This is a genomic window from Aeromicrobium sp. CnD17-E (genome assembly GCF_024124745.1).
GTDB lineage: Bacteria > Actinomycetota > Actinomycetes > Propionibacteriales > Nocardioidaceae > Aeromicrobium.
The window spans coordinates 1-15,164 of the sequence record NZ_JAMXRU010000080.1; the positions used below are offsets into that span (position 1 = coordinate 1).

Here is a 15,164-nt window from a genome sequence, read left to right on the forward strand (position 1 = left end):
GCCGGGCGGCGGACGCACCGAGCGCCGACGCGACCGCTCCGGTGGCGGGCGACGGCGCGGCAAGGCCCGCTGGGTGCTCCTGCTCCTCGTGGCGTGGCTCGCCTTCCTCGTGGGCACGCCGCTCTACGCGTACTCGACGTCGACGAAGGTGCCCTTCGAGCCCGAGGGCGACCGACCCGGCGAGCAGCCCGGCACGACCTTCCTGCTGGTGGGCTCCGACAGTCGCGCCGGCCTGAGCGCGCAGGAGCAGCGCGAGCTCGCGACGGGCGGCGACGGCGGCGGGCGGGGCCGCACCGACACGATCATGCTGCTGCACACGGGCGCCGGGCCGTCGACGCTGGTCTCCATCCCGCGCGACTCGATGGTGCAGGTGCCGGGCTACGGCACCACGAAGATCAACGCCGCCTACGCCTACGGCGGCCCGGCCCTGCTCACGCAGACGGTCGAGCAGAACACCGGCATCCGGGTCGACGACTACGTCGAGATCGGGTTCGGCGGTCTGGTCAAGGTCGTCGACGCCCTCGGCGGCGTCGAGATCTGCCCCAAGCAGGCGATCAAGGACCGCGACTCCGGGCTGAACGTGAAGGCGGGCTGCCAGGAGGCCGACGGCAGGACCGCCCTCGCCTACTCGCGCAACCGGCACAGCTACGCCACGCAGGACATCCAGCGCGTGCAGAGCCAGCGCGAGGTGATCGCCGGCATCGCCAGCAAGGCCGCGTCGCCGTGGACGATCATCAACCCCGTCCGCTACTGGGGCGTGAACACCGGCGCCGCGTCGGCCGTGCAGATCGGCGAGGGCACCGGCCCGTACGCGTTGCTGAAGTTCGCCCTCGGGCTGCGCTCGGCGATGGGCGACGGCGGCCAGAGCTGCACCGTGCCGCTCGCGGACTTCTCGGTGCGCTGGGACCCCGAGCGCAGCAAGCAGCTGTTCGACCTGATCGCCGCCGACCGCACGGGCAGCATCGGCAAGCTCTGCACCCCGGACGGGCTGCCCCCGAAGAGCTGACGACGGCGCCGGGGTCGAGCGCGGCTCAGACCTGTCGGCCCACCGTGCGGTAGGTGCGGTCGTGGTAGACGAGCGGCTCCCCGACGGGCCCGAGGCGCACGTCGCGCACCTCGGCGACGACGACCACGGCCTCCCCCACGGGGACGGTCGCGATCGGGACGCAGCGCAGCGACGCGACGGCCCCCGGCAACGTCGTCCCGTCCTCGTCGACCACCCAGCCCTGTGCCGGGGTGAAGCGCTCCCCCGCCGACCGCCCGTAGGCGTCGGCGACGTCGACCAGGTCGGCGGGCAGCAGGTGCACGTCGAGCACGTCGGCGGCCGCGACCACCTGGGCGGTCCGGCTGCTGGTGAGCACCGAGAACGAGAGGGCCGGCGGGTGGGCGGACACGGAGGCCACGCTCGAGGCGGTGAGCCCGACGGGGCCGTCCGGTCCCAGTGCCGTCACGACGGCCACGCCGGTCGCGTGTCGTCGGAACGCGGCCTTGAGCAGCTCCGCCCGACCGTCGCGGTCGGTGCTGCTGGCCGCCGGGCGGTCGTCGTCGGTGTCCGGGCGTCGTGCTGCGTCTCGCGTGTCCACCCTCTCGACGATAGGACCTCGAGCGCACTCGAGGTCAATCGAGGACGGCCCACCCTCCTTGGAGGACGTCGTCGCTCGCTCTCCCCCGCTGGCCAGAACGGGTCATGCGACCTGGTCCGTCGGGATGATCTTCGGCGGGTTCACCGCCGGAGGGTCCGCAGGCTCGTTGAACAGGTTCCGCGCACCTTCACCCCGTAGAGGACCACCATGCCCCTGCACCTCCGACGGCCGACCGCGGCCCTCGCCGCCCTGGTCCTGCCAGGTCTCCTCGCCCTGGCCGCACCAGCGACCGCCGCCCCAGCACCGCAGGCCTCCGGCCAGCTCGTCGGCGAGCTCGCCACCGGCAGGACGCTGACGGTCGACCCGTCGGCCGCGCCGGCCCCCGCCGGTGACGCGCCCGTGTACCGCGGGGTCTTCCGCTTCAGCTCGAGCACCTGCTCGGGTGGCGGCGAGCGCCGCGCCGCCGCCGACGCGACGACCGTCACGGTGCCGCAGGACGCGCTGTTCACCTCCGACGTGGGTGCCTACTACGCCCTCAGCTGGGACGTCGCGGGGTCGCCGGTCGCCGGCCAGTGCTACGGGCCCGTGCAACGCGGCTTCTCCTCCCTCAGCGTCGACTACTCCCCCGCGCAGCCCGCGCAGGGCGTCGAGCTGACCGCCACGGGCTCCGTCAGCCCCGACAGCGACCTGAACGGGACGACGAGGCGCACCTACGCCTGGTTCCTCGACGGCCGCCAGGCCGGCACCGGGCCCACGTTCACGCCCACCACCGACGCGGCCGGCCAGGAGCTGGTCCTGACCGTCACCGCGACGCGCTCCGGCTACGCGGACCAGACCGCCTCGACCGAGCCGCGCCGTGTGCCCCAGAAGGTCATCGGCGCCCCGGCCCCGACGATCGACGACACCACGCCGGCCGTCGGACAGCTGCTGACGGCGTCCGACGGCTTCGGCACGGCAGCCCGGCCCGACGGCCTGTCGACCACCTACCGCTGGGGCACCGTCGCCGACGACGCCACGTGCACCGTCGCGGGCGCCGCGTCGCCCACCCACCGGGTCGTGCGCGCCGAGCTCGGACGTCGCCTGTGCGTCGTCTCCTCGCTGAGCGCACCCGGCCACGACCCGGAGTCGCACACGTCGGCACCCACCGAGGCGGTCGTCGCCGGCACCTTCACCGTGCGCCCGACCATCGACGACACGACGCCGGTGGTCGGCCAGAAGCTCACCGCGAGCCCCGGCACGGACGACGCGGGCGTGAGCGTCGCCTACCGCTGGGGTCGCGACGACGCCGGCGAGTGCAACCTCCTCGACGACGGGTCGGCCGGTGCCACCTACACCGTGCGGGCCGCCGACCTCGACAGCCGGCTCTGCGTGCGCGGCTCCTACAGCTCGACCGGCTACGAGCCGGCCACACGCACCTCGGACGCGACCGCCGCGGTCGCGCGCGGCACGCTCACCCCGGCGGCGCCGACCATCGACGACACGACGCCGACGTTCGGCGACGTGCTGACCGCCACCCAGCCGCGCGACGGCCTGCCCACCGAGGCCGAGGCCTCGTTCCGCTGGGGCACCGTCTCGGGCACGGGCGCCTCGGCCACCTGCACGACGGCCGGCGACCCGGGCGCCCAGCACACCGTGACGGCCGGTGAGGTCGGCGCACGCCTGTGCGTCGTGTCGACGGTGTCCGCGGACGGCTACACCTCGGGCACCGCGACGTCGGCGCCGACGTCGGCGGCCGTCGAGGCCCCGCTGGACGCGCCGACGCCCACCGTCGTCAACACGTCCCGGACGAGCGGCGCCCCGCGGATCGACGACGTCCTCGAGGCGCGGACCGACACGACCGGGCTCCCGGCGGGCACGCGCGTCGACCTCGCGTGGGGCCGCCTGAGCGGCACCGGCGCGAACGCCACCTGCACGCCGACCGGCGCGGCCGGCTCGACGGCCACGAGGTACACCGTGACCGCGGGCGACGGTGGGTCGTCGGTCTGCGTGGTCGCGACGGCGAGCCGTTCAGGCCACACCACGGACCGAGCGTCGTCCGCCGGCACCGCCGTGGTGCTCAAGCGGGTCGGCGCCCTGACCACGCCGGTGGTCACCGGCGGTTCGAGCGCGCCGCGTCCCGGCGAGCTCCTGCAGGTCGCGCGGCCGGCGACGGCCCCGCAGGACGCGACCGTCACGGTCGCCTGGGGCCGGATGCGCGGGGGCGCGTGCGTGGCCAACGGAGCCACCGGCTCGGGCTACCGGGTCACGATCGCCGACCTGGGCACGTCGCTGTGCGCCACGACGACCGTCGGCGGACCGGCGTACGAGAAGGACGTCACCGTCGTCTCGACCCGTCAGGCGCTCGTGACCGAGCGGGCGCGCCTGGCCGTCGACGACCGCACCGTCGTCGGACGTCAGAAGGTGTCGGTGCGGGGCTACGGCCTGCGTCCCGGCCAGACCTACCGGCTGCTCGCCCTCGGGCGCGTGGTCGAGCGGGGCACGGTCGCGGCGAACGGTCGCTACGTCGGGACGTACCGGTTCCCGTCGAGCACCACGAGCCACCCCGGCCGCGCCATCCGGCTCGTCGTCTCCGACGCGTCCGGCCGCCGGACGTTCGACGCGACGGTGAAGGTCACCTACCGCCGCTGAGCAGGACGAGGGGGCGTCCACCGCACGGTGGGCGCCCCCTCGGCACGTCCCGATCCGGGCGACGGCCCGGTCGCGGCGCCCGGGTCAGAGGGTCGACTGCACGCCCGCGAGGAGCTGTCGGGCCATGACGATCCGCTGGACCTGGTTGGTGCCCTCGTAGATCTGGGTGATCTTCGCGTCGCGCATCATCCGCTCGACGGGGTAGTCGCGCGTGTACCCGTAGCCGCCGAGCAGCTGCACGGCGTCGAGGGTCACCTGCATGGCGGTGTCGGACGCGAACGCCTTGGCGGCGGCACCGAAGAACGTCAGGTCGTCGTCGCCGCGCTCGGAGCGACCGGCGGCCGCGTAGGTGAGCTGACGGGCGGCCTCGACCTTCATGCCCATGTCGGCGAGCATGAACTGCACGCCCTGGAAGTCGCTGATCGGCTTGCCGAACTGCTGCCGCTCCTGCACGTACCCGAGCGCGTAGTCGAGCGCGCCCTGCGCGACGCCGACCGCCTGAGCGGCGATCGTGATGCGGGTGTGGTCGAGCGTCTGCATCGCGAGCGCGAAGCCCTGGCCGACGTCGCCGATGACGCGGTCCTCGGGGATGCGCACGGAGTCGAGGTAGACCTCGCGGGTGGGCGAGCCCTTGATGCCGAGCTTCCTCTCGGGCGCCCCGAAGGAGACGCCCTCGTCGGTCGCCTCGACGACGAACGCGGTGATGCCCTTGCTGCGCTGGGCCGGGTCGACCTGCGCGAGGACCGTGTAGAACGCCGACTCGCCGGCGTTGCTGATCCAGCGCTTGGTGCCGTCGAGCACCCAGTGGTCGCCGTCGCGGACGGCACGGGTCTTCTGGTTGGCGGCGTCGGAGCCCGCGTCAGGTTCGGAGAGGCAGTAGCTGAAGCCCTCGCCGGCCGCGAGCCGCGACAGGTAGTTCTTCTTGAGGGTCTCGTCGCCACCGAGGATGACCGGCAGCGAGCCGAGCTTGTTCACGGCGGGGATCAGCGAGCTCGAGACGCAGACCCGCGCGACCTCCTCGATGACGAGGACCGTGGCGAGGGCGTCGGCGCCGGCTCCCCCGTACTCCTCGGGCACGTGCGGGGCGTGGAAGTCCGCGGCGACGAGCGCGTCGTGCGCCTCGCGCGGGTAGCGGGCCTCCTCGTCGACCTGCGCGGCGTACGGCGCGACCTTCGCCTCGGCGACGGCGCGGACGGCCTCGCGGATGGCCTGGTGCTCCTCGGACAGCACGAACATGTCGGTCACGGCTACAGCTCCGAATCCCTGGGTGAGACAACGCTCATGTTTAGTTGGACGACCTAGTAATCGTACGTCGCACCACCACGACTCGGGCTGCCGGGTCCGGTGGGGTCGCCCACACTGGTGCGGTGACCACCCAGCGCTTCGACGGACACATCACCGGCCTCGGCACCGCGAGCGGCACCCGCGTCGTCGTGGGGATCTGGGACCGCAGCCCCTACGGCGCCTTCGCCGACGCGATGGTGGAGCGGCCCGACGGCCACCGCGTCCTGCTCGCACCGGACGAGCGGATCGCCGACCTCGTCTCGGCCACCTACACGTTCGACGACGTGCAGGTGGTGCCCGTCGCGGTCGACGGGTGGGGCATCGTCGCCGGTCCGCTGGAGGCGCACTGGACCCCGGGCCTGCGCGCGCCGATCGGGTGGCTCCTGCAGGCCGTGCCCGGGCCGCTCGGACGGCTCGAGGCGTGGGCCCGGTTCTGCGACCCGATCGCCCGGCGGGTCATGCCGGGCGTGCGCACCCACGGGACCGCAGGCCAGGGCCGGACGGAGTGGTACGCCGCCTCCGACGCGTGGGGCGTCGAGGCCGCGACGACCACCTGGAACGGCGAGGACCTCGGCCCGCTCGCTCCCGTCGACCCGCCGGTCCGCTTCGGCTTCGGCTCGGCGCCCCGCACGCCCACCCTCACCCGCGTCACGTCCTTCATCCGCGACCACCGAGCCCGCCGAGCCGCCCGAGCGGCCCGACCCGGCCCCCCCGCCGTCCTAGGGTGGCCCGCATGGGACGCATCCACGACGTCGACGAGCTGCGCGCCGTCCTCGGCACACCGATGCCTCGGGCCGCCGCGAAGGACCGCCAGCGGCTCCACCCCGAGCACGTCGCCTGGCTGGAGGCGTCGCCGTTCTGCCTGCTCGCGACCGCGGGCGCCGACGGCACGTGCGACGTCTCGCCCAAGGGCGACCCCGCCGGATCGTTGGTGCACGTCGTCGACGAGCAGACCCTGGCGATCGCGGAGCGACCCGGGAACCGCCGTGCCGACGGGTACGTGAACGTGCTCGCGAACCCGCACGTCGGGCTGCTGTCGGTCGTGCCCGGACGCGGCGACACGCTGCGCGTCAACGGCACCGCCCGACTGCTGCGCACCGACGACGACCCGCCGGCCTACGTGGACGCCCTCGTCGTGCGCGGGCACCGGCCGGTGCTGGTCTGCGAGGTCAGCGTCGAGCAGGTGTTCTTCCACTGCTCGAAGGCGTTCCTGCGCTCCCACCTCTGGGAGCCGGACACCTGGCGCCCCGACGCCGTGCCGTCGCGCTCCAAGATCGCCCACGCACTCGAGCGCTCGGACCAGACGCTCGAGGAGGTCCGCACCTACTACGAGGGTCCGGGCTACCAGGCGCAGCTCTACTGACGTCGTCACCGCACCCTGCGGCACGGCACGAGCGACGAAGATCACACCCGATCACGACCATGTCACACCGTTTCGACTCGCCCCGTACCCCCGGTACGAGAGACCCTGGAAGGCGCTGCAGACGTCGACCACGTCGGTGCCCCTGACACCAGGAGACCTTGCGTTGAACTCGCCCACCCCCGCCACCCGCCCGTCCGCCACCCCGGAGCGCATCACGACCGACGTGCTCCTCGTGGGCGCCGGGATCATGAGCGCCACGCTCGGTTCGCTGCTGAAGTCGCTGCAGCCCGACTGGTCGATGACGCTGCTGGAGCGACTGGACCAGCCCGGCCTGGAGAGCTCCGGCCCGTGGAACAACGCCGGCACCGGCCACTCCGCGCTGTGCGAGCTCAACTACACGCCGAAGACCGCCGACGGCGGCGTCGACGTCTCGAAGGCCGTCACGGTCAACGAGCAGTTCCAGCTCTCGCGCCAGTTCTGGGCCCACGGGGTCGACAACGGGCTGCTCAAGGACCCGTCGTCCTTCATCAACCCCGTCCCCCACGTCAGCTTCGTGCGCGGCACGGAGAACGTCGACTACCTGCGCAAGCGCTACGACGCCCTCGCCGGCCACCCGCTGTTCGCGGGCCTGGAGTGGGTGCACGACCACGACGAGTTCGCCCGCCGCCTCCCGCTGATGGCCGAGGGGCGCGACCCGTCCGAGGACGTCGCGGTCAGCTGGACCGACCACGGCACCGACGTCGACTTCGGCTCGCTCACCGCGCAGCTGCTCGGCAACCTGACGACCCAGGGCGCGGACATCCGCTACCGCCACCAGGTGAAGAACCTCAAGCGCGACACCGACGGCACGTGGCGCGTCAAGGTCAAGGACCTCGACGACGGCCGCACGATCTGGATCTCCGCGAAGTTCGTCTTCGTCGGCGCCGGCGGTGGAGCCATCCAGCTGCTGCAGAAGGCGGGCATCGAGGAGATCAAGGGCTTCGCCGGCTTCCCCGTCAGCGGCGAGTTCATCCGCTGCCTCGACGAGACGGTGACCGCCAAGCACGAGGCGAAGGTCTACGGCATGGCCGCGGTCGGTGCGCCGCCGATGTCGGTGCCGCACCTCGACACGCGCGTGATCGGCGGACAGCGCTCGCTGCTGTTCGGTCCGTACGCCGGCTGGACGCCGAAGTTCCTCAAGGAGGGCTCCTTCACCGACCTCCCGCTGTCGGTGCGCCCGCACAACCTGATGCCCATGGCCGCCGTCGGCGTGACGTCGTGGGGCCTCATCAAGTACCTGGTGCTCGAGCTCGCGAAGTCGCGCGGTCGCAAGGTCCAGGACCTGCAGGTCTTCGCCCCGCTCGCCGAGGAGGGCGACTGGGAGCTGATCACCGCCGGCCAGCGCGTCCAGGTCGTGCGCAAGAAGGGTCGCTTCGGCGGCTCGCTGGAGTTCGGCACCACGGTCGTCAACGCCTCCGACGGCACCATCGCGGGCCTGCTGGGTGCGTCGCCGGGCGCCTCGACCGCGGTCGCGGCCATGCTCGACGTTCTCGAGCGCTGCTTCCCCGGCCAGATCGACGGCTGGCGCCCGCAGCTGAAGGAGATCGTGCCGTCGTACGGGGTGTCCCTGGGCGACAACCCGACGCTCTACTCGGACCTGAAGACCTGGACGGACCGCTCGCTGGGCCTCACCCCGGCCTGAGCCTCTCCGGCGGTCCCCAGGTCTCGTCCCGAGGCGTGGGGACCGAGCAGGGTCAGCGGTCGCGGATGGCGGCGCCCTTGGCGCGGGCGGCCTCCGCGAGCGCGTCCTGGAAGTCGAGCACGCGCTGCGTGAGCTCGGGGTCGCCGACCGCGAGGATGCGGGCGGCGAGCAGGCCGGCGTTGCGCGCGTTGCCGATGGAGACGGTCGCGACGGGCACGCCGGCGGGCATCTGGACGATCGACAGCAACGAGTCCATGCCGTCGAGGTACTTCAGGGGCACCGGCACGCCGATGACGGGCAGCGGTGTGACGGCCGCCAGCATGCCGGGCAGGTGCGCAGCGCCTCCGGCACCGGCCACGACCACCTGGAGGCCACGGGTGTGGGCGTCGCGCCCGTAGGCCAGCATCTCGTCGGGCATGCGGTGCGCCGAGACCACGTCGGCCTCGTAGGCGATCCCCATCTCCTGGCAGGCGAGGGCCGCGGCCTCCATGACCGGCCAGTCCGAGTCCGACCCCATGACGATGCCCACGCGGGGCTGAGCGCTCATGCTGCCGACCCTACCGTCGGGCCTCCTCCCCCCACGAGGTGACTTCTCCACCGAACGGGGCCGCGCGGTGCGTGTTCCGTCGGTCTTGTCCTGCTGCTGCGCTGCCGCGGACGGCCTGGGCTCGGTGCTGCGCTGCCGCAGGGTCTCGACTTGCCGGTGCGCTGCCTCGGCTCGCACTGGGGGTGGTCTCCGAAAGGGGCCTCGACCGGGCGGCTGGCGACGGCGCTGGTCTGGGGTCTCGGGCTGCAGGCTGGTGCAGGGGTGGGGAGACGGAACTTTCTGCGTTCGTGTCGCCAGGGCGACACGAACGCAGAGACTTTCGCGCCGACAGCCCACTATCGGTGGATCTGCAACCGCAGAAGCGCTTCTGCGGGTGCAGGTCCACCGATAGGACGCGCCAACGCAGAACGGTGGGTCAAGAACGCAGAAACGAAGAATCGTGCGTCGAGGGCGGACCAGACCAGACCCCGAGACCCGAAGCCAGCCCCGGGCCCGCTGCCGGTCGAGGCCCTTTCGGAGGCCGCCCCCAGCGAATGCCGAGGCAGCGCACCAGCTAGCCCAGACCCCCTGCGGCAGCCCAGCAGCGAGGTCACGACGACCGCAAGCAGCACAGGTGGAGAACCCACCGCGCACCCTCGACGACTCCCGCACCGCGGAGACGTCCCCGCCCGGGACCGGAGGACTCAGCCGTCCTGCAGCAGGGCCCCGGCGCGGCGGGCGTCGGCCAGGACCGTGTCGAGGTCGTCGCCGGTGACGGTGACGTGCCCGACCTTGCGCCCGGGCTTCACGCCCTTGCCGTAGAGGTGCACCTTGGCGTGCGGGACGGCGGCGAGCACGACGGCCTCCTGGGCCTCGAGGTCCTGGACGGCGCCGCCGAGCACGTTGACCATGACGGTCCAGGCGTGGTGCGGGGTCGTGGGTCCGAGGGGCAGGTCGAGCACGGCGCGCAGGTGGTTCTCGAACTGGCTGGTGGTGGCACCGTCGATGCTCCAGTGGCCGGTGTTGTGCGGCCGCATCGCCAGCTCGTTGACGAGCACGCGTCCGTCGGCGGTCTCGAACAGCTCGACGGCGAGCATGCCGGTGACGCCGAGCTGCTCCGCCACCCGGACGGCGACGTCGGTGGCCTCCCGCGCGAGCGCAGGGTCGAGGTCGGGGGCCGGTGCGACGACCTCCTTGCAGATGCCGTCGACCTGGGTCGACTGCACGACGGGGTAGGCGACGACGTCGCCGGACGGCGTGCGGGCCACCTGGGCACTGAGCTCGCGGCGGAAGTCGACGAGCTCCTCGGCCAGGATCTCCCGTCCCTCGGCGAACGCCGTGGCGAGGACCTCGGACGCGTCGTCGGCGCTGCGCACCACCCAGACGCCCTTGCCGTCGTACCCGCCGCGGGTCGTCTTGAGCACGGCCGGGTAGCCGAAGTCCTCGAGCTCCTCGAGCGCCTCCTCGACGTCGCCGGGCAGGAGCAGGAACAGCGGGCACGGCAGCCCGAGGACGCTCAGCCGCACGCGCATCTCGCCCTTGTCCTGCGCGTAGAGCAGGGCGTCGGGCCCGGGTCGCGGCGCGTGGCCCTCGGCCTCGAGCGCCCGCAGGTGCTCCGGCGGGACGTGCTCGTGGTCGAACGTGACGACCGGGCTGCCGGCGCAGACGGCGCGCAGGTCGTCGAGGTCGGTGTGGTCGCCGACGAGGTGGTCGGGGACGACCTGGGCGGCGGAGACGTCGGGCCCCTCGGCCAGCAGCCGGATCCGCAGGCCCAGCGCGACGGCCGGGACCTGCATCATGCGGGCGAGCTGGCCGCCCCCGACGACGGCGAGGTGCGGTGTCAGCGGCATGCCCGCAGGATATCGACCGCCGGTCGCGGTGCTACCAGCGCCTGACGGTGCGGGGCCGGAACGCGCGCCGCCGGCTGACGGTGATCGGCGAGACGTTGCCGAACCCGCGCAGCGGCCGCGGTGGCAGGGTCCGCATCTCGAACTCCTCGTCGGTCAGGTCGGCCGCCGTGGCGTCGTCGACGAGGACCCGGTTGCTGCGGGCGACGTGCGAGAGCCGCGCGGCGAGGTTGACCGGCGGGCCGAACACGTCTCCCAGCCGGCTGATGACCGAGCCGGTCGCCAGGCCGACGCGGACGTCGGGCAGGTCGTCGCGCGACCCGATGTTCGCCACCAGCTCCAGGGCGGTGAGCGTCGCCTCGCGCGGGTCGGGATTGACGAAGAGGACGGCGTCGCCGAGCGCCTTGATGACGCGACCGTCCCGCGACGTGACGACGTCGGTGCACCGGGTCTCGAAGTTCTCGACCAGCTCGCCGAGGCGCACGTCGCTCAGCGTGTTGGTCATGGCCGTGAAGCGGGAGAGGTCGGCGAAGCCGATGCTCATGGTGGTCGACAGCAGCTCCGCGTCGACCGCGCCGAGCGCCTCGAGGCGGCCGGCCGCCGCCGCGAGGTGACGCCGCCACGCGTAGAGCAGCAGCCGGTCGAAGCCGGGGGCGACGTGCTCGGCGATCGCGACCGCGCTCTCGAGCCGGCTGCTCGCGCGACCGGCGTCGACGTCGGCCTCGACCTGGTCGACGATCGTCTGCACCTCCCAGTCCGCGAGTCGGGCGAGCGTCTGGCCGAGCGCCCGCGTCATGCGGAAGATGGTGCGCTCCTCGAGCAGTCCCTCGTCGAACGCGGCGGCGGCGAGGCGCGCGGCCGCGACGTCGTGCTCGCCGTAGGCAGGGACGTCGCCGCTGTCGGCGAAGCCGAGCGAGCGCCAGAGCCGCTCCGCGCGGTCGAGGTCGAGCCCCGCCTGCTCGGCGACCTGCTCGCCGGTGAGGTCCATCCCCTCGTGCAGGATCAGCCGCGCGAGCTCGTCCCGCAGGTCAGACCGACTCATCGCTCCCCCGGTGCGCGGCGAACACCAGGTCGCTGACCTGGCGGTGGAAGGACTCGACGTGCGGGATGTCGCGCAGCTCCAGCCCGGCCTCCTCGCTCGCGTTGTGGATGATGAGCGTGCCGCAGCCGAGGATCCGGTCGTTGAGGTTCTTCTCGTAGGAGACGTCGTTGATCCGGCTGAGCGGGATGACCCGACCCTCGCGCGTGAGGATGCCCTTCTGCTCGACGAGGCGCTGCGTGGTGAGGCTGTAGGTCCACGACAGCCAGCGCAGGAACGGCAGCACGCTCCCCCACAGCACGACGACGACCGCGACCGCCACGACGGCCCACCGGACGTAGCCGTCGCCGGAACCGCCCGCCCTGGCCGCGAGGAAGCTGCCCGCGAACGCGACGGCGAGCAGGATGACCAGCGGGACGAACAGGACCTTGACGTGGGTGCGCGTCGTGGTGACGACCTGTTCGCCGTCCATCATGAACTTGCGGGAGAGCGCCATGCCCGAATCCTCCCACGGCGGGCCCGGGCACCGGGAGGGATCACGGCGCCCAGGCGCGCGGGTCCCCGGCTGCTCAGGGCGCGGGCCGCACGTGCGTGACGTCGCCGGCGCTGATCGCACGTCCGGCGACCACCAGACGCCCCAGCGGGTCGACGTCGTCGGCACGCCCCCGCAGCACGGAGCCGTCGGGCAGGTCCACCTGCACCGTGGAGCCGAGCGTGACGCAGCGCTCGAGGTAGTCGGCGCGCAGCAGGGTCGGGTCGCCGGCACCGGCGACCCAGCGCCGGTAGAGACGCTCCAGGTGGCCGAGCAGGATCTGCAGCACGACGCCGCGGTCGGTGGTGGCCGCGCCCGCGAGCGCGAACGACGTGGCCGTCGGCACGGGCAGCTCCTCCCGCGTCAGGGTCAGGTTGAGACCGATGCCGAGCACGGCGGCGGCGCCGGCAAGTCCCTCCGCGCGCTCCACGAGGATCCCGCAGAGCTTGCGACCGTCGACGAGCACGTCGTTGGGCCACTTCAGGCCCGACGCGACCCCGCAGTCGCGGGCCGTGAGGTCGACGGCGATGCCCGCCAGCAGCGGGAGCCACGTCCACTGCGGCAGCGCGACGGCGTCGGGGCGCAGCAGGACGGAGACCACCAGGCCCGAGCGCGGGGGTGCCTCCCAGCGTCGGTCGAGCCGCCCGCGCCCGGCCGTCTGGTGCTCGGTGGTGACCACGAGACCCTCGGGCGCACCCTGGGCGACGGCGGCGACCACGTCGGCGTTGGTGCTCGCGGTGGTGCTCGACACCTCGACCGCGGTCCACAGCCCGCCGCCGACGAGGAGGGCACGCCGCAGCTCCTCGACGTCGAGGGGCGGCCGGTCGGGGGTCGGCGTGCCGGCAGCCGAGGCAGGTGTCGGGGCGGAGGTCGAGGCGTCCATGCGGCAAGCCTCACACAACGCAGAAGGCCGTCCCTCGCTACTCTGACCCTCGTGAGCGAAGCAGAGATCGAAGAGCGTCCGGAGCTGCACACGACCGCGGGCAAGCTGGAGGACTTCCGGCGACGCCGTCACGAGGCCACCGTCGAGGTCGCCGAGCGTGCCGCGGAGAAGCAGCACGCCAAGGGTCGTCAGAGCGCCCGCGAGCGCATCGAGCAGCTCTTCGACGAGGGCTCGTTCGTCGAGCTCGACGCCCTCGCGCGTCACCGCTCCACCAAGTTCGGCCTCGAGAAGAACCGCCCGCTCGGCGACGGCGTCATCACCGGCTACGGCACGATCGACGGCCGCCAGGTGTGCGTCTTCAGCCAGGACTTCTCCGTCTTCGGCGGCAGCCTCGGCGAGGTCTACGGCGAGAAGATCACGAAGGTCATGGACCTCGCCATCAAGACGGGCTGCCCGATCATCGGCATCAACGAGGGTGCCGGCGCCCGCATCCAGGAGGGTGTCGTCTCGCTCGGCCTCTACGGCGAGATCTTCACGCGCAACGTGCACGCGTCGGGCGTCATCCCGCAGATCTCGATGATCATGGGCACGTGCGCCGGCGGCCACGTGTACTCCCCCGCCGTCACCGACTTCACGATCATGGTCGACGAGAAGTCGAACATGTTCATCACCGGCCCGGACATCATCAAGACGGTCACCGGCGAGGACGTCACGATGGAGGAGCTGGGCGGCGCCCGCACGCACAACACGCGCAGCGGCAACGCCCACTACCTCGCCTCCGACGAGGAGGACGCCATCGAGTACGTGAAGGCGCTCATCTCCTTCCTCCCGCAGAACAACATGGAGGAGGCGCCCGTCTACGACGAGGTCGCCGACCTCGAGCCGACCGAGACCGACCTGGCGCTCGACACGCTCATCCCCGACTCGGCCAACCAGCCGTACGACATCCGCACGGTGATGGAGGCCGTCCTCGACGACGGCGACTTCCTCGAGGTCCAGCCGCTGTTCGCCCCGAACCTCGTCATCGGCTACGGCCGGGTCGAGGGCCGCGCGGTCGGCGTCGTGGGCAACCAGCCCATGCAGCTCGCCGGCTGCCTCGACATCGACGCCTCCGAGAAGGCCGCGCGCTTCGTGCGCACCTGCGACGCCTTCAACATCCCGGTGCTCACGTTCGTCGACGTGCCCGGCTTCCTGCCCGGCACGGAGCAGGAGTGGAACGGCATCATCCGCCGCGGCGCGAAGCTGATCTACGCCTACGCCGAGGCCACCGTCCCGCTCGTCACGATCATCACGCGCAAGGCCTACGGCGGCGCGTACGACGTCATGGGCTCCAAGCACCTCGGCGCCGACGTCAACCTGTCGTGGCCCACCGGCCAGATCGCCGTGGTCGGCGCGTCCGGCGCGGTCAACATCCTCTACCGCCGCGAGGTGGCGGCGGCCGACGACCCCGACGCCAAGCGCGCCGAGCTGATGACCGAGTACGAGGACACGCTCTGCAACCCGTACGTGGCGGCCGAGCGCGGCTACATCGACGGCGTCATCGAGCCCTCGCAGACCCGCGCGGAGGTCGTGAAGGCCCTGCGCCTGCTGCGCACGAAGCGCGAGACGCTGCCGCCCAAGAAGCACGGGAACATCCCGCTGTGATGGCCGGCGAGACGACGCCCCAGGACGAGGGCACCGAGACCACCGCGGCGCCGGCCAAGCCGGTGCTGCGGGTGGTCCGCGGCGACCTGACGCCCGAGGAGCTCGCCGCCCTGGTGGCGGTCGTCGCGGCGCGCAACGCCGCCGCGGCGCACGC

At 72.9% G+C, this 15,164-nt stretch carries 14 protein-coding genes; 6 read left to right on the forward strand and 8 right to left on the reverse strand.

The annotated features are described in order from the left end of the window. A partial coding sequence (locus tag NH339_RS13650; protein WP_253026238.1) for an LCP family protein occupies positions 1-1,006 on the forward strand: 1,006 nt, incomplete at its 5' end. A 25-nt stretch (positions 1,007-1,031) separates the two neighbouring features. Here NH339_RS13650 and NH339_RS13655 read toward each other — a convergent pair. Continuing rightward, positions 1,032-1,583, reverse strand: a complete 552-nt coding sequence (locus tag NH339_RS13655; protein WP_253026240.1) for a flavin reductase family protein — start codon at positions 1,581-1,583, stop codon at positions 1,032-1,034. A gap of 207 nt (positions 1,584-1,790) precedes the next feature. Between NH339_RS13655 and NH339_RS13660 the strand changes: the two genes are divergently transcribed. Continuing rightward, complete coding sequence (locus NH339_RS13660; RefSeq protein WP_253026242.1) at positions 1,791-4,211, forward strand: hypothetical protein; 2,421 nt, start codon at positions 1,791-1,793, stop codon at positions 4,209-4,211. Positions 4,212-4,295: 84 nt separating this feature from the next. Here NH339_RS13660 and NH339_RS13665 read toward each other — a convergent pair whose 3' ends face one another. Then, a complete protein-coding gene (locus tag NH339_RS13665; RefSeq protein WP_253026262.1) occupies positions 4,296-5,447 on the reverse strand; it encodes an acyl-CoA dehydrogenase family protein in 1,152 nt (383 codons plus the stop codon). Positions 5,448-5,763: 316 nt separating this feature from the next. Then, the gene (locus tag NH339_RS13670; RefSeq protein ID WP_253026244.1) at positions 5,764-6,147 is read right to left on the reverse strand and encodes a hypothetical protein; all 384 of its coding nucleotides are present in this window, start codon (positions 6,145-6,147) and stop codon (positions 5,764-5,766) included. Between the two features lie 81 nt (positions 6,148-6,228). Between NH339_RS13670 and NH339_RS13675 the strand changes: the two genes are divergently transcribed. Together NH339_RS13675 and NH339_RS13680 are read left to right on the forward strand one after the other, a co-directional pair. Continuing rightward, the gene (locus tag NH339_RS13675; RefSeq protein ID WP_253026246.1) at positions 6,229-6,858 is read left to right on the forward strand and encodes an MSMEG_1061 family FMN-dependent PPOX-type flavoprotein; all 630 of its coding nucleotides are present in this window, start codon (positions 6,229-6,231) and stop codon (positions 6,856-6,858) included. A 163-nt stretch (positions 6,859-7,021) separates the two neighbouring features. Further along, the gene (locus NH339_RS13680; RefSeq protein WP_253026248.1) at positions 7,022-8,539 is read left to right on the forward strand and encodes a malate:quinone oxidoreductase; all 1,518 of its coding nucleotides are present in this window, start codon (positions 7,022-7,024) and stop codon (positions 8,537-8,539) included. A 52-nt stretch (positions 8,540-8,591) separates the two neighbouring features. Here NH339_RS13680 and purE read toward each other — a convergent pair whose 3' ends face one another. The 5 genes from purE to NH339_RS13705 all read right to left on the reverse strand — a co-directional run bounded on the left by purE (position 8,592) and on the right by NH339_RS13705 (position 13,366). Continuing rightward, positions 8,592-9,086: a 5-(carboxyamino)imidazole ribonucleotide mutase gene (gene purE, locus NH339_RS13685; protein WP_253026250.1), complete on the reverse strand. Its 495-nt coding sequence runs from the start codon at positions 9,084-9,086 to the stop codon at positions 8,592-8,594. A 683-nt stretch (positions 9,087-9,769) separates the two neighbouring features. Then, complete coding sequence (locus NH339_RS13690) at positions 9,770-10,915, reverse strand: 5-(carboxyamino)imidazole ribonucleotide synthase (RefSeq protein WP_253026252.1); 1,146 nt, start codon at positions 10,913-10,915, stop codon at positions 9,770-9,772. 31 nt (positions 10,916-10,946) lie between these two features. Then, positions 10,947-11,954: an adenylate/guanylate cyclase domain-containing protein gene (locus tag NH339_RS13695; RefSeq protein WP_253026254.1), complete on the reverse strand. Its 1,008-nt coding sequence runs from the start codon at positions 11,952-11,954 to the stop codon at positions 10,947-10,949. After that, positions 11,941-12,447: a PH domain-containing protein gene (locus NH339_RS13700; protein WP_253026256.1), complete on the reverse strand. Its 507-nt coding sequence runs from the start codon at positions 12,445-12,447 to the stop codon at positions 11,941-11,943. Before NH339_RS13700 ends, NH339_RS13695 begins: the two co-directional genes overlap by 14 nt. Positions 12,448-12,520: 73 nt before the next feature. Further along, the gene (locus NH339_RS13705) at positions 12,521-13,366 is read right to left on the reverse strand and encodes a biotin--[acetyl-CoA-carboxylase] ligase (protein WP_253026258.1); all 846 of its coding nucleotides are present in this window, start codon (positions 13,364-13,366) and stop codon (positions 12,521-12,523) included. Positions 13,367-13,417: 51 nt separating this feature from the next. On the opposite strand from NH339_RS13705, the gene NH339_RS13710 reads away from it, so the two are divergent. Then, positions 13,418-15,010, forward strand: coding sequence for an acyl-CoA carboxylase subunit beta (locus NH339_RS13710; RefSeq protein WP_253026260.1), 1,593 nt, complete (start codon positions 13,418-13,420; stop codon positions 15,008-15,010). Beyond that, positions 15,010-15,164, forward strand: a 155-nt coding sequence (locus NH339_RS13715) for an acyl-CoA carboxylase epsilon subunit (RefSeq protein WP_305883284.1), incomplete at its 3' end; no start/stop codon positions are given. The genes NH339_RS13710 and NH339_RS13715, both read left to right, overlap by 1 nt.